Raw genomic sequence first — 18,729 nt, 5'->3', positions numbered from 1 at the left:
TAGATGTGTTTAATCGCGAACATATAAGAAGAGGTTTCATAAGAAGGATTTACCAATGGCCTTTGATGTTAGGATTGGCCGTTTTTGCGGTGTCTATCTTTACGGTATTCTTGAGTACCTTTTCTTGGGTGGACACATTGAAAACATTCTTTCTCTCAAGCATTCTTTTGATAGTGGCATACATAATTTACAGAAAGAGAAGCTGACCTTGAAAGGTCAGTGCTTAAACTGGCCTTTTGTAGGTTAGTTGTTTGCCTTAATCCACTTCCCTAAAGCTTCCATTGCTTTCTTATCATGCCGCACGCCGTTGTGGGATGCGCCTTCAGTGAGGTAGAAGGTGCCATCTGTGTTGTTTCGCACTACTGGGCCGTAAACCATTGAATTAAAGGTGGTGTCATGGCTGCCTATAGTTACGAACAGGGGTTTATCAATTGCTTGCAAACCGTCTTTATAGTGGGCCGGTGACATGCTGGCAGCGGCATTGAAACTGTATGTGTTCAGAGGCGCCTCTTCAGGCAAGTTAAAGAACATCACAGGCTTATGGTTCCATGCATCAAAACCGAAGATATTTAAGAAACCCAGCGCGATAAGGCGCGGAATATGCACTTTCATAAAGCCGCCGCTTTGTTTCTCGACACTGTTTGGCTGCTCCATAGTGGGCGCATCTTGCCCGAGAAGCGGGGCGAACAGGATATAGCCGTCCACCTGTGGCGCATCATCCATCATGGCGTAACGGAGAAGGATGCCGCCACCCATCGAATGGCCCGCGACCATCACTTTGCTGTCTGGATGTAGGGTTCGTACATGCTTAACAATATCAGCCACATCATCCCGGTACTGGTCTGTGTAGCTTAGGTCACCCGGTTTGCCGCCAGACATACCGTGGCCTCTCAGGTCAATGGAATAGACCGTTGCATTCGTGGCGTTTCGAATGTTGCCAGCAAATTGGTTGCTTTGAAAACCGTCTGCCAAAACGCCGTGGAGTTGGATGATAACCGTATCTGCGTTCTTGCTAGCGTATTTTCGCCCGAAAATTTTAGTGCCGTCTCTGACAGTAAAAGGATGAGGTTCATGGCTGAATTTTTGTTCGAACCCTAAATCAGCAACCATCTGAGCACTCATTGGTTCTCTTGGGCCTGCATCAGAGAAATCTGGATTATCTATATGAACCATGGCAGCAGCCGCTCCGAATAAAATTGGGGCAACCACGGCTAAGGTAGTGAAGGTGCGTTTAATGAAACTCGTTGGTTTTTTGTCCTGCATTGTGTCGCTCGCTGTGTGTTGTTGCTTATGTTTCATTATTCGCGAACGGCGCAGGGTTTATCACACGAGGCAAATAAAAAAAGGCTGCGAAAAACGCAGCCTTTCTTGTTTCTTTATATCAGCGCTGATTATTCAGCTGGTGCGCCTTGGCTAATGCGCTTACCACGACCTTTCATGCGGCTCTTCAAGTTGCTGAAGAAGCTGCCAAGGTCTTCGCCAATTGCATAAAGTGCAGGCACCATAAACAATGTTACGAAGAAGGCGATAAGTACACCAGAAGCAAGGGATACAACGATTGGCTTCAGGAATGCTGCCTGAATTGACCTTTCAAGCATCATTGGGACAAGGCCAACAAACGTTGTTACCGATGTTAGAAGGATAGGGCGGAAACGCGCCACACCTGCTTCTACCACTGCTTCATAAGCATTCAAGCCACGCTCACGCAGGCGGTTACAATAATCCATAAGTACAAGGTTATCGTTCACCACTACGCCAGCTGCAGCGGCGATACCGAAGTAGCTGAAGATTGCCATAGTTAGATCAGCTGTAAAGTGACCGAATACCGCACCGGCAAACGCATACGGGATTGCCACAAGGATCGCGATTGGCTGCCAGTAGCTCTTGAAGGCAACAGCAATCAGCATATACATCGCGAAAATCGCCATTAGGTAAAGTTTGATAACCTGAGAAACGAAACGTGCTTCACCTTCAGCCTGACCGATAGAGCCACGGATAAGGCCTGGGTATTTTTCTTCCCACTGTGGGAAGAAGTTCTTTTCCAGGTCTTCCATGATTTCGCCGCGCTTGTTTTCTTTCATGTCAGCAGAAACACGTGCTGCACGGTTGAAGTTCCAGCGCTGAATGCTCTTGATACCAGGTGCAAACTCTACCTGAACAACAGATAGAAGCGGTACTTCACGGCCATCATTTGTACGGATACGCAGATGCTCAAGGCTTTCCACACTGCGGCGGTCGCTCTTAGGCAGGCGAACCATTACTTTTACATCCTGACCAGCACGTGGCAGGCGCTGTACTTCTTCACCGAAGTATGCCTGACGAACCTGACGAGAAACATCAGCAAGGTTAAGGCCTAGTTTCTCTGCACCAGGGCGCAGTGTTAAGCGAATTTCCTCAGAAGCGGCTGCAAGGTTGTTACGTACATCATAAAGAATGTCGTACGTACGCATCTTGTCTTCAAGGTCAGCTACCGCTTCACGAAGGATATCAAGGTCAGGGTGACGAACAGAAAGTTCGAAGCCCGGGTCATTGTTTCCATCTTTATATTCAACGGTTACTGATTTGGCATCTGGGATTTCACCAAGTAGTTCGCGAAGACGAATAGCGGCATCTTTTGTAGTAAGGGTACGCACTTCTGGCGGCGCAAGCTTCACAATCGCAAGAATATTTTCTGCGCGTGAGCGAGTGTACCAGTTTTCAATAAGAGTACCTTTTTTACCTTCTTCCGCTTCTACTTCTTCTACAAGCGTACGCTCAGCATCCTGAAGCTGCGTTAATACTTCGAGAGCACGGCTGTATGGAGAACCTTCAGGCATGTTCACATTCACTCTGATTTCATCTTCTTCGAAATCAGGGTTGAAGCTTTTCTTCACAAAACCAGCATTGAAGAGAGTCATAGCAGTCATAAAGACAGCAATGAAGATAGCAGTAGTTAGATAACGGTTGTTAACTGACCACTGACCCATGCCGCGATAGTGGTTTTCAGCGAAGCTGATAATACCGCCAGCGATTTTCTTTTGGAACCTGCCAAATGCACCAACCTTCTCACGTGGTTTCAGGTGTGAAAGGTGAGCAGGTAGAATAAGAAGAGATTCTACAAGCGAGAAGAATAGAGCAGTGATAACCACCCATGTAATGTGACGTGTAAATTCGCTTGTTGAACCATCAATCATAATCCACGGAACGAACGCGATAATGGTGGTTAGAACCGCGAATACCACTGGCTTGGCAACAAGCTGTGTACCAAATACTGCTGCCGTAATACCGCCACCAGTTTTCTGGCTTTCTGTGTGAATACTTTCACCCACTACAATGGCATCATCCACCACAATCCCCAGCACAAGCAGGAAGGCGAATGTTGAAAGCATATTGATGGATACATCAAGTGCAGGCAGGAATACGAAGGCACCAGCATATGCTGTTGCAATACCAGCTGCTACCCAGAAAGCTACTTTCGGACGTAGTGACAATAATAGTACGATTAATACCAGAATAAGGCCGGAACCAGCGGCATTAGTGATTGTTGTCATACGGCCGTTGTAGGCTTCGGCTTCATCAGTCCAAAGAGTTAATGTCGCGCCAACTGGAAGCGATTCCTGACGTTTCTCAATCCATTCATTTACAGACTGGGAAGCTTTTACAATATCCATAACCTCTGTGGTCATCACTTGCAGTAATACTGCAGGCTCACCGTTCAAGGTTGCAAGAATATCGAAATCTTCAAAACCATCTACTACAGTTGCCACATCCTTCACGCGGATTGTACCGCCATCAGGCTGTTGACGAACAATGATTTCGCCGAACTCTTTTTGCGTATCCGCACGGTTACGAATTGCAATTGTATAAGCACCGGCATCTGTCCGAACATTACCACCAGAAAGGTTGATAGAGCTGTTACGGATAGCAGTAGCTACATTTGCAAAAGAAAGATTATAGCGGCGCAGGTTTTCCTCGGAAACTTCAACTGAAACTTCTTCACGGCGAACACCAAACAATTCTACCAGATTTACCCCTGGTAACTGAGCGGCTTCACGGCGCAGCTTTTCTGCTAAACGTTTCAAATCACGTTCAGGCAGTTGGCCGGAAAGGGCCACACGGATAAATTCATCTCTGTTTACCCACTGTTGAACCTGTGGCGGTTCAATATCACGCGGGAAACTGGAAATGGAATCTACACGGATTTTCACATCGTTCATGAACTGTGTGAAATCAACACTTTGCTCTGCAAGGATATATACCGCACCGAACCCTTCAGATGAAGAAGAGCGAACCCATTCAACATTATCAAGGTCACGCACAGATTCTTCAATCCGGGCTACGATTTGGTCTTCCACTTCAGTTGGGCCAGCGCCAGGCCATGCCACCTGAATTTGAAGGCCAGGGAAACGTACCTGTGGGAACATTTCCTTTTCCATGGACGTAAAGCCGAAAATACCAGCCAAGATGATACCAACCATCAATAGGTTAGCAGCAACGGTATTACGCGCCCACCATTCAATTAAACCATTCATGTTGGCCTCCCCTTATTCTGAGGTAGTGTTTTGGGCGTCAGCAGTCTTTGTAATGGCTTCCACTGACATGCCCTCAACCGCAGATAATACAGGTGATGTCACCACTTGGTCACCTGGCTGAACGCCTGATGAAACATAAAGGTGATCACGTGTTGTCGCCATAATGTCTACTGTACGGATTTGTAGTTTGCTGTCGCTGATTACGTAAACCTTGTCTTCGCTTCTAAGAGCCAGACGAGGCAGTACCATTGCGTTGCGCGGTGCAACACCTTGGATTTCAGCGTTTACAAACATGCCTACTGCTAGCGGTACATTATGATCTGCTGCGGCACCGTAAGGATCGTTCACTTCAGCGATTGCGTACACAAGGCGTGTCTGCTGATCGATGGAAGCATTGATGCGTACGATCTTACCTTCCCACTGGAAAGTTTTTGTGCCCATGGATGCTGAGAATGTTACGTTTGGCGCCGGAATTTCACCAGCGATAAAGCCGATTGGCAGGTTTAGTTCAGCAAGTTGGGCATCTGTAAGTGGTAGTCTTACTTCAACAGTATCTGTCGCGAATACGCGGCCAAGCTGTGTGCCCTGCGATACAAACTGACCAAGACCAATGCTGCGCTCTGCGACACGGCCTTTAAATGGCACTGAAATTGTTGTACGGGCTAAGTTGAGTTTAGCTGTTTCAAGATCAGCTTCTGCTGCACGCATATTTGCCTGAGCTTCAGCAACCTGTGGTGCGTTTAGGGCTAGGGGGGTTGGTGTTCCGTCTTTAACCCAGTCTTGCCACTGCTTCTTTTTGATGCGGGCATCAGCAAGTTGGCGCTCCAGCTGCACTTTAGCTTGTGCTACACGAGCTTCCTGGCTGATTACGGCAAGTTTATAATCTGAGTCATCAATCTGGATGAGTGTTGTATTTGGCTCAAAGGCCCCGCCTTCCGCAAATACATCAGAAACTTTAACGATGCGTCCATTCACCTGCGGCACAAGGTTGATTTGTGTCTTGGGTGTTACTTCGCCTTGCGTGGTAACGGAAAGCGTTACATTTTCCGCACGAACTTGCTCAACATACATGGAAACCGTACGTGGCGCTTCTGGCGTAGTTTCTGGAGCTTCTTTCGATGCTGCAAGCACATTTAAACCAATGGCGGCAGCCACAACGACCGAAATAGGCGCTGCAATCTTTGCAATCTTCCTCACTGCTATCCTCGCATATGTTAGTGTGGCTTTGTGCCACTTCTTATTTATCTTTTTCGTTATATAACAGTCGGCCTCAAGAGTCGACCTTTAAATTATTTAGGAAACTTAACCTAAAATTACGAGTTATATTTTATAAGCTCTTGAAAAGTATGTGGAATAGTATTTCAATGGTGAACATGTGCACGAACGTCCATGTTTGGTGAGCATGTTATGTGTAGTAAGGATCGATGAGATGTTAGGTGTATGTCTTTATGTTTACACGATTCTTTCATTTGGGGTTTAGCTAGTGTCGCAGGGTTCAGATACGCAAAATCAAGGTGAGGAAGCTGTTAAAAGAAACAGCAGGCCCGAGATGGCGATGCTCCTTGATGCTATTACGGAATGTGTTTTTGTAAGTAACAGAGAGACAATGTTATTTATGAACGGTGCAGCGAAGGCATTGTTCACTGATACAGATGCAGAAAATATCAGCGATTTATCATATTTTATGGGATGGGTTTTCCCTGAAGATCGCATTCTTCTTCAACAAAAACTCGAAAATTGCCTTGAAGGTAAATCTGACGGCGGCACGTTTGAATTCCGTTTCCTTGTGAACTCAACTGAAATGCGCTGGTTCTGTGGAACCGTGAAGCCTGTCGTTTGGGAAGGCCATGAAGCTGTTGTTGCATCGCTCTATGACGTGACAGACCAGAAGGAAGTGGCGCATGCCCACGACCGTTCCGAGCAGTTGTTCCAGAATATTTTCCGTATTACCCCTGAGGTCATGTTGCTCTCAAGCCTCACAGATGGCCGCATTTTTGATGTAAACCCGGCTTTCCTGAATGTGTTTGGTTACCGCAGAGATGATGTCATTGGCCGCACATCTGAGGCGCTCGGTATTTGGGCAGACTCGACCTTCCTTAACAGGTTTGTTGAAGAACTGAAGATGACAGTTTCCATGACAAACGTGCCAGCAACGGTACGTACACGCGGCAATATGATTAGGCATTTTCAGTTGAATGCACAGAAGATTGACCATGCTGGCGAACAGCTTCTTTTGCTTATTGGCCGCGATGTAACGGATGAACTTATTCAGGCGCAGGAACTGCAGCGAAGTAAGGATTCGGCAGAACTTGCGAACCGTGCGAAATCCGAATTCCTCGCGAATATGAGCCACGAGCTTAGAACGCCACTGAACGCAATTCTTGGATTTGCTGAAATTCTTAGAGACCAGATTATTGGGCCGATTGGGAATGATCGTTACTGTGAATATGCACAGGATATTCATGAAAGTGGTACGCATCTTCTTTCCATCATCAACGATATCCTTGATCTGTCGAAGGTAGAAGCAGGACGGCTTGAAGCGTATTTACATTGGATTGATCCAACCAATAGCCTTGATATGTGTATGACACTCGTGCAGCAGCGTGCGTTTGAAAATGATATTACGCTTGAGAAGGATATGGACGAGACAGTTGAGCTTGAGGCTGATCAACGCCTTATCAAGCAGATTGGTTTGAATCTTCTTTCAAATGCAGTGAAGTTCACTGAGCCGGGCGGGCATGTGAAAATGTGCCTGTCTCGTACAGGGAATGCGGGGCTGTGCCTCAGTATCTCTGACACGGGTATTGGCATGACACCAGATGAAATTAAAATCGCGAAGCGTCCGTTCGGGCAAGTGGATACCAGCCTGAGCAAGCGTCATGAAGGCTCGGGGCTTGGCTTACCGCTGGTGACTGCCTTTACTGAAAAACTGAATGCTACGATGACAATCGATAGCCAGCCAGGTATCGGCACACGGGTGAATATCCTGTTCCCGCCTGAAAAGGTGCGGGAGAAAGTTAAAGATAGCTATGAAGATGAAAGCCTAGATCAAATCTAGGCTTTCGGTTTTTTGATTAAGCTTTTTCACGGGCAACAGCACGCCAGCCTATATCTCGACGGCAGAAGCCATCATCCCATTTAAGTGTATCCACAGCAGTGTAAGCTTTGGCTTGAGCTTCAGTAACAGTTTCACCAAGGGCGGTTACGTTTAGAACGCGTCCGCCAACGGCAAGTACATGGCCGTCTTCCTGCTTTGTGCCCGCATGGAAGATTTTTGCGCCCGTTGCTTCTGCGGCTGTAAGGCCCCTGATCTCTGTACCTTTTTGGTAAGAACTCGGATAGCCGTTCGCGGCCATCACAACAGTAAGGGCAACTTTATCGTTCCAGCTTGCAGTGTGCTCCGCCAGTGTGCCGTTAGCTGTCGCTTCAAGAAGAGGAATGATATCGCTATCAAGGCGTGACATCAGTACCTGACATTCAGGGTCACCAAAACGGCAGTTATATTCGATAAGTTTAGGGCCGGTATCAGTGATCATAAGCCCTGCGAAGAACACACCCGTGTACGGATGGCCCATATCAGCCATGGCTTCTGTGGTCGGAAGGATAATTTCCTTCATTACCCGTTCGCACATATCATCTGTCATTACTGGCGCTGGTGAGTAAGCGCCCATGCCGCCTGTGTTGGGGCCCGTATCGCCTTCACCAACAGCTTTATGATCTTGTGCAGTGGCAAGTGCGAGCGTGTTCACGCCGTCGCAGAGTGCGAAGAAGCTGGCTTCTTCACCTGTCATGAATTCTTCCACAACAACTTCAGCACCCGCGTCGCCGAATGCACCGTCGAAAATATAATCAACAGCGTCCAGTGCTTCATCGAGCGTCTGCGCGATAATCACACCCTTACCAGCGGCCAGGCCGTCAGCCTTAATAACAATAGGTGCACCCTGTTTGCGGATATAATCTTTCGCAAACTCCGGGTCTTCAAAACGGCCGTAAGCGGCTGTTGGGATACCGTACTTGGCGCACATATCTTTGGTAAAGCCTTTTGACCCTTCCAGTTGTGCGGCACCCTTGGTTGGGCCAAAGGCCAGAATGTCTGCGGCTTTCAGATCATTCACGAGGCCGGCAACCAGTGGTGCTTCCGGGCCAACAACAACCAGATCAACTTCATGATCACGGCAGAATTCAATCACTGCACCATGATCTGCTGCATCAAGTGTGACACAGTTTGCAACATCAGCGATGCCGCCGTTACCCGGTGCGCAGTAGAGAGTTTTCAGGAGTGGACTTTGTGCGATCTTCCATGCCAATGCATGTTCACGGCCCCCAGAGCCGATCAGCAAAATATTCATAATTTTTTGCCCTATCGTGTGGTGTAAGCTTGTAGGCTGGCTCCTTGTATCATAGGTTCACTGTGAAACAAGCACATTGATAGATTCTTTTTAATTGAGCGAACTTCTTTTATGGCCTCTAATGAAGCAACCACCAATGCCCATGAATTTACGGTTAGTGAGCTATCTGGCGCGTTAAAGCGCACAGTAGAAGATCGTTTCGGATATGTAAGGGTTCGAGCCGAACTATCAGGTGTAAAACGCGCGGCATCTGGCCATATCTACTTTGCGCTAAAGGATGATAGTGCGGTGATGGACGGTGTTATGTGGCGCGGTAGTGCGACGAAACTTTCCTTCGTGCCCGAGGATGGGCTCGAGGTGGTGGCGTCGGGCAAGCTAACCACCTATCCGGCACGCTCAAAATACCAGATGGTTGTGGACCGGATGGAACCAGCGGGGGCTGGTGCCTTAATGGCGCTTCTTGAAGAACGCAAAAAGAAACTGGCGGCAGAAGGATTGTTTAATTCTGACCGGAAGAAACCAATCCCGTTTTTGCCGAAAGTGATTGGCGTGGTTACATCACCAACAGGTGCTGTGATCAGGGATATCCTTCACCGCTTGAATGATAGATTCCCCCGGCACGTAATGGTGTGGCCTGTGTTGGTGCAGGGTGAAGGGGCTGCTGATCAAGTGGCAAAAGCTATCGAAGGTTTTAATGCCATCGATGGTTCAGGCAATTTACTAAGGCCTGATCTTCTGATTGTAGCCCGTGGCGGCGGATCAATTGAAGATTTGTGGGGGTTTAATGAAGAGGCTGTGGTGCGTGCGGCAGCGGCTAGTGATATTCCGCTTATTTCAGCCGTTGGCCATGAAACGGATACCACGCTTATTGATTATGCTTCTGACCTGAGAGCGCCAACGCCCACAGGTGCAGCAGAGATGGCGGTGCCGGTCCGTGAAGAGCTCAACTATACGGTAGCTGATCTGGGGCGCAGGCTATCAGGCCTGAAAGTAAGCATGATTGCTGACCGTCTGGAGCGCGTGAAAGGCCTTGCGCGCGGTCTTCCAAGCCCTCGCGATTTGTTGGGGCTGGCGTCTCAGCGGTTTGATGAACTTTCTGATCGCCTGCCGCGCGGCCTGCAGAATGTAACTCAGAAAAAAGATATCCAGCTAAGCAGATTGGCCGGTGGTTTGAGCGCCGGGCGTTTGGTCCAGATGAAGAATTTTAAGGGTACTCAGCTAGAAACTACTACCAAGCGGCTTGAGCCTGCTTATGAACGCAAACTGGCTGATTTGTCACAGCGTTTGAACAGTGCAGGCCGAATGCTTGAAAGCCTTTCTTATGAACGTGTTTTGGATCGTGGTTTTGCCCTTGTTGAGGATGCTTCTGGCAAGCCGGTTGCTTCCTCAGGTGAACTCCATGCTGAACAACAGGTAAGTGTTCGCTTTAAAGATGGCACGCGCGGCATGAAAGTGTTGGATGGTGAACCTGTTGAAACAGTTGAAGCGCCAAAACCAGCTCCAAAGCCAAAAGCGAAGCCGAAAGCCAAACCACAAAATACCAATCAGGGTAGTTTGTTCTAGAGTGTCAAAATTCCGCCCATATTGTCTGGTGAAAATGCGCCCATGAAATATTTAAAACACATTCTTCTACTTTTGGCATTTTATAGCTCAGTTGCTGAGGCGACCGAGCTTAAGGGAGATATTGCCCAAGGTGGCCTTGTTTGGGGGCAGCTCAAGCACGGCGCCGAACTGCGGCTAGACGGTAAACCTGTTTATGTAGGTAAAGAAGGATATTTCGTTTTCGGCTTCAGCCGGGATGCGGCGGATACGGCAACGCTGGTTATTCTTCACAGAGATGGCAGGCGCGAAGAGCGCACGTTGAATGTAGCGCAGCGTAAGTTCAATATTGAACGGATTGAGGGCTTACCGCCTAAAACTGTAACACCACCAGCAAGCTGGACTGAACGGCGTAAGGTGGAAACTGGTCGTGTGCGCAAAGCCCGTGCAGCCCGTGCTGTAACGCGGCTTGATTGGTTGAATGGTTTTATCAAACCAGCCGAAGGTCGTTTTTCCGGTTTCTATGGCAGCCAGCGTATATTGAACGGTAAACCGCGCAGCCCGCATTATGGGCTTGATATCGCAGGACCTGTGGGTACACCGATTGTAGCACCAGCGGGTGGTATCGTTACACTTGCAGCACCTGATTTTCTCCTTGAAGGGGGAATTGTGATTATTGACCACGGCTACGGTGTTTCTTCCACACTTTTCCATATGAACAGTGTTGATGTGCAGGAAGGGCAGCGTATCGAGCAAGGAGAGCCGATTGGAACTATCGGTTCCAAAGGCCGTTCAAGCGGTCCACATGTAGATTGGCGAATTAATTGGGGTAATGTGCGGCTTGATCCGCTATTAACTCTTGAAGAATAAAAGCGACAGGGATTTTCTGTGAAAAATATCTTTATCGGTTCAGCACTGGTTGTAGCTGCGAGTGCAGGTGCTTTTGCTCAGGATAGTGAAAGCGCTTGGTCATTAGATGGGTATGTAGCATTAGCGACAGATTACAGAGACCGTGGCCTGACACTTTCTGATCGGGATCCATCCTATTATGGTTCCCTTTCACTATCCCATGAGAAGGGATGGTTCTTTGGTGTTGATGCAGCTCGTATTGATGACCAGCGTGGCGGCGATGTACGCACAGAATTTTTCGTGGGTTACCAGATCGATGCAGGTGATTTCATTTATACTCTTTCAGCGGAAGTTGATGCGATACACGGTAATGGCAGCCAGTATTACCCGGAGTTTAAAGCATCTATCGCGAGAGATTTCGGGCTTGCTTACATCAGTTCCGGGTTTTCAGTAGCACCTGACGGACGCTGGAACACACCAGATGTTGATAGCTACTACAGCTATGTGGATCTTGAAGTGCCGGTACCAACTATGCCTGAACTCACGCTGATTACCCATGTGGGGTATGATATTCGCGATGGCCGTTCTGATTTGTGGGATTGGTCAGCAGGGCTTTCAATCTTTGTGAATGATTTTGAACTCACGCTTACGTTTGAAGATAACAGTCTTGATAACCGCTTAAGCAATGGCCAGTTTATTGTAGGTACCAAGTTCTACTTCTAAGCTTATGAAGCCAGTTCGGTGCTGTCACAAACGTCAGATGCGCCTTTAAAATCACAGTCATCACAGTGGCTCGTGCATAGCCCGCCAGAACGTTCTGACGGGAAGGTAATCAGTACACTTGTACCGATACTTTTATAGGTGTTGATCTTCAGTGTGCCGCCGTGAAGCTCTACCAAATCTTTCACCAAGGGCAAGCCCAGGCCTGTCCCTTCGTGGCTTCTGGTGGAAGTAGTTCCTGCTTGCCCAAAGGGAGTTAAAGCGATTTTCAGTTCTTCAGGTGTCATGCCTGAGCCTGTGTCTGATACTTCAATCTGAATACAGCCATCATCCAGTATAAGGCCGAGCATTTTAACACTGCCATAAGCGGGGGTAAATTTTACACCGTTACTTAAGAGATTAAGAAGAATCTGTTTTAGCAGGCGCCTGTCAGCCTTCAGGTAAGGTACTTCATGATCAACAACTACAGAGATGGTTATTTGCTGCGTTAGAGCTTTTGGCTCCAGCACCGCTTTCACATCCTGGAACAGGGAACATAGATCAATTTTTTCTTCAAGTAACTGAAGTTTGCCGCTTTCAATTTTTGAAAGATCCAGGATATCGTTGATGATATCAAGAAGGTGTGTGCCACTATTATGAATATGGCCCACATATTCTTCATATTGGTGTGCGCCCAGTTTTCCAAAAACCTGATGAGACATCATCTCAGAGAAACCTAAAATGGCGTTGAGCGGTGTTCTTAATTCGTGGCTCATATTAGCCAGAAATTCAGATTTTGCTTGATTGGCTGTTCTGGCTTCTTCAATGCTCTGAGTTAACTGCCGAGTATGTTTACGCTGTTGGAAAAAGATGATGGCAAGGCCAATAGACCCAAGGAAGATCGCTACCCAAGTTGCTCTCAGGTAAGCTGTTTCAGCGGCTTCCAGCTTGGATTCTGTTTCCTGTTTTGCGATAATAACCTGAAGGTTGGACTGGAGTTCAGCAAGGCTGTCACGGAATGTTGCAAACTGCTCATCCAATTGATCTTTACGTGCTTCATCCAGCAATTGGAAGGCTTGGTCTGGTTGGTTGCGTGCTGTTGCGATAAAAGCAAGAGTCAATTTTTTAGCGGTTTCGAAATATTCCAAGCCTGCTTCTGGGTTGTTGGTATAAAAACTTTCTTCCAGCGCCAAACGTTTTTCCGCTTTTTCTGGATTTCCTGTGCGAGCATAATTCAAAGCGGTAAGGCCATTCATATTTGCTATATGCTGCGGTGTGGCACCTTTATCGGTTAAAGTCAGGCTTTTCTCGGCATGTATATTGGAGGCTTCGTAATTTCCTTTGGTATATTCAAGCAGCGCTAATCCAGAATATAGGTAGAACTCATTTGTATAGTTTTGAGTTTGGTCCATTATGGCCTTGAGCGTTTGATATGCGAGTGCAGCCTCTTCGAAGTTCCGTTCGTTTGTTAGGGAAAGTGCTAGGTTGTAAACAATAGTTTCTCGATCAATAGCTAGGTTTGACCGCTGTGCTGTTTGAAGGGCTTGACCATAATATTTTATAATACCGTTTATATCGTCAGCGGCACCGTAACTGAAAGCTATGGTGTTTAAAGCTATCATGCGTAATTTGTCGCTTGATGGCGTTTGATCGAGAGTTGGTTCAAACTGTACGAGCCGTGCTATACCTTCAAGATAGTTCCCGGTTTCTGGCCCTAAATTCGCTTCAACAGCATCAACGAAAAATACAAGCTCTTCAGTACCACGAACTTGAGCAAGTTTACGTGTTTGGGCAAAAATATCCCGGGCATTGGTGTAATCCCCTTCAAGCGAGAGCGCATTTGCGTTTGCGACTTCGGAAAATACTCGGAGTTCTACATCTGGCAGGCTGAAAGAGAGCGGTAGGGCCAGTTTTGAATATTTATACTGGCGTTCGATATCGCTCATATCGATAGCGGTGTATAGGAGATCTTTATAAAGTGCTGCGAGCTCTTGGTCATTTTGTACGCCAGACAGGCGACCTTCCAATTCACGCATGTGTAGGAACGCATCATTTTGTTTGGCATCTTGAAAGGCAGTTAAAAATGTTTGGGTTTTTTTAAGTGATTCTGAGGTAGCAGCACTGTTTTGCGCATGAACAGGCGTGTACAGATAGAAAGTAACTATCTGGAATATAAATAAAAAAGCAAACGCTCTATATATATGGCGCCAGTTCAGCATGAATTCACCAACTCTACACTATTCGACCCCATCTAATTTTTATCTGTAAAAAGGAAATTGAAAGTTAACAAGAGCCAGTTTTAGTAAAAACAGTTCTACTTGATTTATAAAAAGAAAATCACTTGTTTCTATTTCGCCATTTCTCAAGCGCTGGCGTAACGCGGTCCATAATGGAAGGAATCAGGTTAGGGCAGGATGCTATGATATGAGCGTGAAGTGGTTTCTTGCGGTTGAAGAGCAATCTGTCTTGATCACCAGTTGTAAGGAGCCCGCCAGCTTCTTCCAAAATCAGGTCTGCAGCAGCTACATCCCAATCATTCTTGGGCCTTAGGGTTACACAGCAATCAAACTGCCCGTCTGCGATCTGGCATATTCTTAGGGCGATGCTGTTGGCTTGTTCTGTATGCATGCCTTCAGGCCAAGGCACTGGCCAGAAAGGACTGGTGTGTTTGAACGCTTCCGGATCGCCCATCATGCGGGCTTCATCAAGGGTGGCGTTACAGCTTACAGCAATTGGCTTGCCGTTCAGGGTTGCCCCTTTGCCGCGCTGAGCAAAATAAAAGGCGTTTTTAACAGGTGCGTAAAATGCGGCGATAACGGGTTTTTGGTCTTGCACCAGCGCAACTGAAATACCCCAGTTTTCTCCGCCAGCCAGGAAATCGCGAGTGCCATCAATTGGGTCCACGATCCAGAGCCTGCCGCACCGAAGCCGTTCAGGCTGATCTTCAGTTTCTTCAGAAAGCCATCCGTATCCCGGGCGGTTCTGCATAAGCGTGGTGCGGAGAAATTCATCAACCGCCATATCAGCTTCTGAAACCGGGTTGTCGGGGGATTTATCCCACTGGTGGATATCACCACGTACAAAATAGGAAAGCGCAATACGGCCAGCTTCTTCTGTCACATGCTGCACCAGATTTGCTTCCTCGGTAAGATCCCAAGGACAGCTATCTTCATCAAATGGTGCAGCGTTTGACACTCTGAAAACTTTCTGGCTGGCTTATGTTCCCGCTACCATCATACCGTCAATACGAACGGTTGGGGCGTTGGCACCGTATTTAAACTCAAGGTCTGATGCTGGCACAAGAGCCATGAACATATCCTTAAGATTGCCAGCAATTGTAAATTCGCTCACGCTTTCGGTGATCTCGCCGTTTTTGATCATGAAACCAGATGCACCGCGGCTATAGTCACCTGTTACGCCGTTTACACCCATGCCAATAAGCTCGGTGATATAAATGCCGTCAGCGATATCAGCCATCAGTTTTTCAGGGGAAAGGGTACCAGCTTCCATATAAAGGTTGGTGGTGCCAATGCCGGGGGCGGAAGATGTGCCGCGTGATGCATGGCCTGTTACTTCCATTTCAAGCTGGCGTGCGGTGGCACTGTTCAGTGTCCATGTTTTCAGTGTACCGCTTTCAACGAGGTTCATTTTTTGAACCCTTACGCCTTCACCATCAAAAAGTTTGCTTGAAAGCCCACGTTTCATCAGCGGGTTATCCACAATGGTAACGCCGTCTGCGAAGACGGCTTCACCAAGCCGGTCTTTCAGAAAGCTGGTGCCGCGCGCGACAGCGCCGCCTGAAATAGCACCTGCAAAATGCCCAAGTAGTGAGTTTGCAACACGTGGGCTGAATACAAGTGGTTTCTGACCGCTTTCCGCTTTGGTTGGGTTCAGGCGTTTTACGGCAAGTTCACCCGCTTTTGTACCAATAGCAGCGGCACTTTCAAGATCAGCAAAATGGCGGGTTGATGTGAAATCATAATCTCGTTCCATGCCGGTGCCTTCGCCAGCAACCGCAGAAACACTGGATGAAAAACTAGAGCCTTTATAGTGGCCTGCAAAGCCGTGGCTGGTCACCAGGTCAATCGCCCAACTGCTGGCTGATGCACCAGCGCCCGGTGATGTGGTTACACCCTCAACAGCGCGGGTTGCTTCCTCGGCTTCACGGGCAATTTCCGCCAGTTGTTCGGCGGATACTTCCGTATCATCATACAGGTCAAGCTCAGCAAATGGGCCTGTGTGAAGTTTATCTTCGGGTGCCAAACCACAATATTGGTCTTCCGGCACTGCGCGTGCCATAGCAAGCGTGCGCTCAACCACTTCTTTCAGGTTGCCCGTGCTGCGGTTGCTGGTGGAAACCATCGCCTGCTGTTTGCCGATCATCACACGGAGACCAATATCTTCGCCTTCAGAGCCTTCAACATCTTCCATCTGGCCTTCACGCCAGGAAACCCCTTTTGAGCGTGCATCAACGGCAACCGCATCGGCTGCATCTGCACCGCCTTTAAGCGCTGCTTTTACCAGATCATCAAGCAAGTCGAGGGTGCTGTCAGAAGACTGAGACATCCAAAAATCCCCATGTGAGAAATTACCAAATACAGAAGCCACAATAAGCCACAGAAGAGTGGTTGCGGCAAGGGTGTTTATGTCCTCAAAGGTATGTCAGAGCACACTACTTTTGTTTCAGCATTTTCTACTCCTTTATTTTGAAGAAGTTCGATGAATGTTTTCTTTAAAGAAGTGGCGTGGTGACTTGGGCCAATAATAATACGATTGATGATGTCTTTTGGTGTCGCACCAATGAAGCCTTCTTCAGGGTAGTCTTTCAAAGGAATTTTATAAATTTTTTGGGGAATGTCATCAAGAGTCACAGTATCTGCTATTAGTTTGTCTGATACAAGTACCGCTGGATTATATACTATTCTCAGTTCTTTTTCTTCTTGGAAACCAGGATGTTTGATCGCCAATGGAAAGCTTAAAAGATACATTAGTATAGTGTCAATCAAACGCTCTTTAGGTATCGATGAAAAGTATTCCCTCTCTTCTTGCAGCCTATGTAAGGTTTGAAGGAGATGGCCTTTTAGGGAGCTTGTTTTTTCATAATCAACCAAAAATGATAATGCCTTTGTACTATTACTTTCGGAAAAGAATGGCCCAGTATTAAATATTATCGATACACCTGAGTTGCCACCGTAGGCTCTCCACATTGAAAGTCGCCCAAGATCATTTTCACTGACAGGGTCGTGTTCGGAAAAACACGATATGTATGTTTCTTGGTTTAAGTAGGGTGCCATTCTATCAAAGCGTTGGGTTGTTTCATTAAATATACCTGGTGATATTGAATTAAGAGTATCTTTGAAGAAGTTTAAAACTTCTGTGCTACTCAAGATATTATGTAAGCATTTCAAACCATGATTAACTTCATCATGATCGTTCATGTAATTTGTATTTCTTAGCCATATTTCCTCATTTTTAATTATTTCATATGCTGTGCCTGCTGAAGTGTAGTGAGCGAGTTTAACTTCATTTTTCTCAAAAAACGGCAGTTTTGACTTATATTTTGGGAAAAATACATCGTAAGCTTTTTGTTTAAATAGTTCTTGATCAATTGTCATAAATGAACTCATAAGTATTGTTGGAATTTAGAATAAAAGCTCTTTTTAGGTGTAATATTATACCCTGTGTTGGTATATAGTAATGGTTACCTGCCCGTTAAAGTTTAAAGTTTGCAAAATTCAAACTAACTTATGTACTGTTAGGTACTCTTATTTAGATTAAGAACTTTATGCCCATACGCCTGAAATCCATAATGTTGAATGATTTGGAAGCGTTCCATGAACAGCTGAATGATCCGCTTGTAGCGCGGAACAGCAGTACAATCCCGCATCCGGTAACGTTGGATTTTGCCAAGGAAAGGCTTATTAGCCGCGGTAGGGATGAGCGGCTTTTGTTTAACATGTTTCAGCGCGGTATTTATGATGGTGACGTGCTTGTGGGCAGCGGTGTTTTGTTCATCAATCCAAAAGATGAATGGGAAATTGGGTATTTCATTGGTGCTGATCATCGGGGGAAAGGCTATGCAACCGAGGCTGCGCAGGCACTTTTGAAATTGGCACAGCAACTGGAACCGAGGCGTTCTATCACAGCAAGGTACGGGAAGGATAATCCGGCATCCGGGCGTGTGCTTCAAAAGCTTGGGTTTGTGTTTGATAGCATTGAGATGGTGCAATCTGTTTCAAGGAATGCAGCATATCCAAGTATGAAGGTTCGGTATCCGCATCCGGCTGACCCTGACGGAGTTATGCTTGCCCGTTTTGAAACAGTTGCTGATATTGAATGGATTTACAGTCTGAATGAAGACCCGGAGGCTCTGCTTATGGCAGGGATCGCGGGTGAAATGATTGATAAAGCCAGCTTTGTGAAAGCCATGCAGGACGATTTAGCTAATCCTCAAAGTGGTGCCTATGTGTTTCTCATAAGAAAGAACGGTGAGCGCGCGGGGTATGTTGATCTTTCTCCTACACAGGCGGGAGAGATGGTGCTTGGGTACTGGATTGACCGCAAATTCTGGGGGCAGGGGATTGCAGGACGGGCGGTGGCAATGCTGTTGCAGGCTCAGCCTAAGGCGATGCGGCGCCAGCCACTTTTCGCGCGAGTGCTGGACGGTAATGAGGCGTCTATTCGTATCCTGGAAAAACTGGGGTTTGAGGCGATTGGCCGGAACAGTTATTATTCCGGCCCCCACAAAGGTAATGTTCAGCAAACAATTTTCCGCCGCTGAG

14 protein-coding genes are annotated in these 18,729 nt (G+C 47.1%); 6 read left to right on the top strand and 8 right to left on the bottom strand.

Annotated elements, in window-relative coordinates:
* The first annotated feature begins 55 nt into the window (after positions 1-55).
* The gene (locus MF542_RS02065; protein WP_247015428.1) at positions 56-247 is read left to right on the top strand and encodes a hypothetical protein; all 192 of its coding nucleotides are present in this window, start codon (positions 56-58) and stop codon (positions 245-247) included.
* Here MF542_RS02065 and MF542_RS02060 read toward each other — a convergent pair.
* The 3 genes from MF542_RS02060 to MF542_RS02050 form a co-directional block, all read right to left on the bottom strand.
* A complete protein-coding gene (locus MF542_RS02060) occupies positions 244-1,263 on the bottom strand; it encodes an alpha/beta hydrolase (RefSeq protein ID WP_247015426.1) in 1,020 nt (339 codons plus the stop codon). The two genes, MF542_RS02065 and MF542_RS02060, sit on opposite strands and share 4 nt — an antisense overlap.
* Before the next feature lie 128 nt (positions 1,264-1,391).
* On the bottom strand, positions 1,392-4,511 hold the full coding sequence (locus tag MF542_RS02055) for an efflux RND transporter permease subunit (protein WP_247015424.1): 3,120 nt from the start codon (positions 4,509-4,511) through the stop codon (positions 1,392-1,394).
* 12 nt (positions 4,512-4,523) lie between these two features.
* Entirely contained in the window at positions 4,524-5,708 is a 1,185-nt protein-coding gene (locus MF542_RS02050) for an efflux RND transporter periplasmic adaptor subunit (RefSeq protein WP_247015422.1), read from the bottom strand.
* A 286-nt stretch (positions 5,709-5,994) separates the two neighbouring features.
* Between MF542_RS02050 and MF542_RS02045 the strand changes: the two genes are divergently transcribed.
* Entirely contained in the window at positions 5,995-7,569 is a 1,575-nt protein-coding gene (locus MF542_RS02045) for a PAS domain-containing sensor histidine kinase (RefSeq protein WP_247015420.1), read from the top strand.
* Positions 7,570-7,585: 16 nt separating this feature from the next.
* Here the strand turns inward: MF542_RS02045 and purD are convergent, their stop codons facing one another.
* Positions 7,586-8,860, bottom strand: a complete 1,275-nt coding sequence (purD, locus tag MF542_RS02040) for a phosphoribosylamine--glycine ligase (RefSeq protein ID WP_247015418.1) — start codon at positions 8,858-8,860, stop codon at positions 7,586-7,588.
* 111 nt (positions 8,861-8,971) lie between these two features.
* Here purD and xseA point away from each other — a divergent pair, with 111 nt between their 5' ends.
* The 3 genes from xseA to MF542_RS02025 are packed head-to-tail and all read left to right on the top strand — an operon-like array spanning position 8,972 to position 11,971.
* Positions 8,972-10,423: an exodeoxyribonuclease VII large subunit gene (xseA, locus tag MF542_RS02035; RefSeq protein ID WP_247015416.1), complete on the top strand. Its 1,452-nt coding sequence runs from the start codon at positions 8,972-8,974 to the stop codon at positions 10,421-10,423.
* A gap of 42 nt (positions 10,424-10,465) precedes the next feature.
* On the top strand, positions 10,466-11,269 hold the full coding sequence (locus tag MF542_RS02030) for a M23 family metallopeptidase (RefSeq protein ID WP_247015414.1): 804 nt from the start codon (positions 10,466-10,468) through the stop codon (positions 11,267-11,269).
* An 18-nt stretch (positions 11,270-11,287) separates the two neighbouring features.
* Positions 11,288-11,971 (top strand): TorF family putative porin, encoded by a 684-nt coding sequence (locus tag MF542_RS02025; protein ID WP_247015412.1) that lies wholly within the window; start codon positions 11,288-11,290, stop codon positions 11,969-11,971.
* Between the two features lie 2 nt (positions 11,972-11,973).
* Here the strand turns inward: MF542_RS02025 and MF542_RS02020 are convergent, their stop codons facing one another.
* The 4 genes from MF542_RS02020 to MF542_RS02005 form a co-directional block, all read right to left on the bottom strand.
* Positions 11,974-13,983, bottom strand: coding sequence for a sensor histidine kinase (locus MF542_RS02020; RefSeq protein WP_247015410.1), 2,010 nt, complete (start codon positions 13,981-13,983; stop codon positions 11,974-11,976).
* Between the two features lie 301 nt (positions 13,984-14,284).
* Positions 14,285-15,142, bottom strand: a complete 858-nt coding sequence (locus MF542_RS02015) for a 3'(2'),5'-bisphosphate nucleotidase CysQ (RefSeq protein WP_247015408.1) — start codon at positions 15,140-15,142, stop codon at positions 14,285-14,287.
* Positions 15,143-15,163: 21 nt separating this feature from the next.
* Positions 15,164-16,513: a TldD/PmbA family protein gene (locus MF542_RS02010; RefSeq protein ID WP_247015406.1), complete on the bottom strand. Its 1,350-nt coding sequence runs from the start codon at positions 16,511-16,513 to the stop codon at positions 15,164-15,166.
* Between the two features lie 77 nt (positions 16,514-16,590).
* Complete coding sequence (locus tag MF542_RS02005; RefSeq protein ID WP_247015404.1) at positions 16,591-17,562, bottom strand: DUF2971 domain-containing protein; 972 nt, start codon at positions 17,560-17,562, stop codon at positions 16,591-16,593.
* Between the two features lie 170 nt (positions 17,563-17,732).
* Here MF542_RS02005 and MF542_RS02000 point away from each other — a divergent pair, with 170 nt between their 5' ends.
* On the top strand, positions 17,733-18,728 hold the full coding sequence (locus MF542_RS02000) for a GNAT family N-acetyltransferase (protein WP_425531240.1): 996 nt from the start codon (positions 17,733-17,735) through the stop codon (positions 18,726-18,728).
* Position 18,729: the final 1 nt, after the last annotated feature.

The sequence above is a fragment of the Kordiimonas laminariae genome, from assembly GCF_023008165.1.
Classification (GTDB): Bacteria; Pseudomonadota; Alphaproteobacteria; order Sphingomonadales; family Kordiimonadaceae; genus Kordiimonas; species Kordiimonas laminariae.
Note: the sequence above shows the minus strand (reverse complement) of the source record. Positions and strands in the feature narration are given on the sequence as shown.

Coding starts and splice junctions, on each gene's coding strand:
- MF542_RS02065 (WP_247015428.1), top strand. CDS start 56: ATGGCCTTTGATGTTAGGATTGGCCGTTTTTGCGGTGTCTATCTTTAC.
- MF542_RS02060 (WP_247015426.1), bottom strand. CDS start 1,263: ATGCAGGACAAAAAACCAACGAGTTTCATTAAACGCACCTTCACTACC.
- MF542_RS02055 (WP_247015424.1), bottom strand. CDS start 4,511: ATGAATGGTTTAATTGAATGGTGGGCGCGTAATACCGTTGCTGCTAAC.
- purD (WP_247015418.1), bottom strand. CDS start 8,860: ATGAATATTTTGCTGATCGGCTCTGGGGGCCGTGAACATGCATTGGCA.
- xseA (WP_247015416.1), top strand. CDS start 8,972: ATGGCCTCTAATGAAGCAACCACCAATGCCCATGAATTTACGGTTAGT.
- MF542_RS02030 (WP_247015414.1), top strand. CDS start 10,466: ATGAAATATTTAAAACACATTCTTCTACTTTTGGCATTTTATAGCTCA.
- MF542_RS02020 (WP_247015410.1), bottom strand. CDS start 13,983: ATGCGTGAATTGGAAGGTCGCCTGTCTGGCGTACAAAATGACCAAGAG.
- MF542_RS02010 (WP_247015406.1), bottom strand. CDS start 16,513: ATGTCTCAGTCTTCTGACAGCACCCTCGACTTGCTTGATGATCTGGTA.
- MF542_RS02005 (WP_247015404.1), bottom strand. CDS start 17,562: ATGACAATTGATCAAGAACTATTTAAACAAAAAGCTTACGATGTATTT.
- MF542_RS02000 (WP_425531240.1), top strand. CDS start 17,733: ATGCCCATACGCCTGAAATCCATAATGTTGAATGATTTGGAAGCGTTC.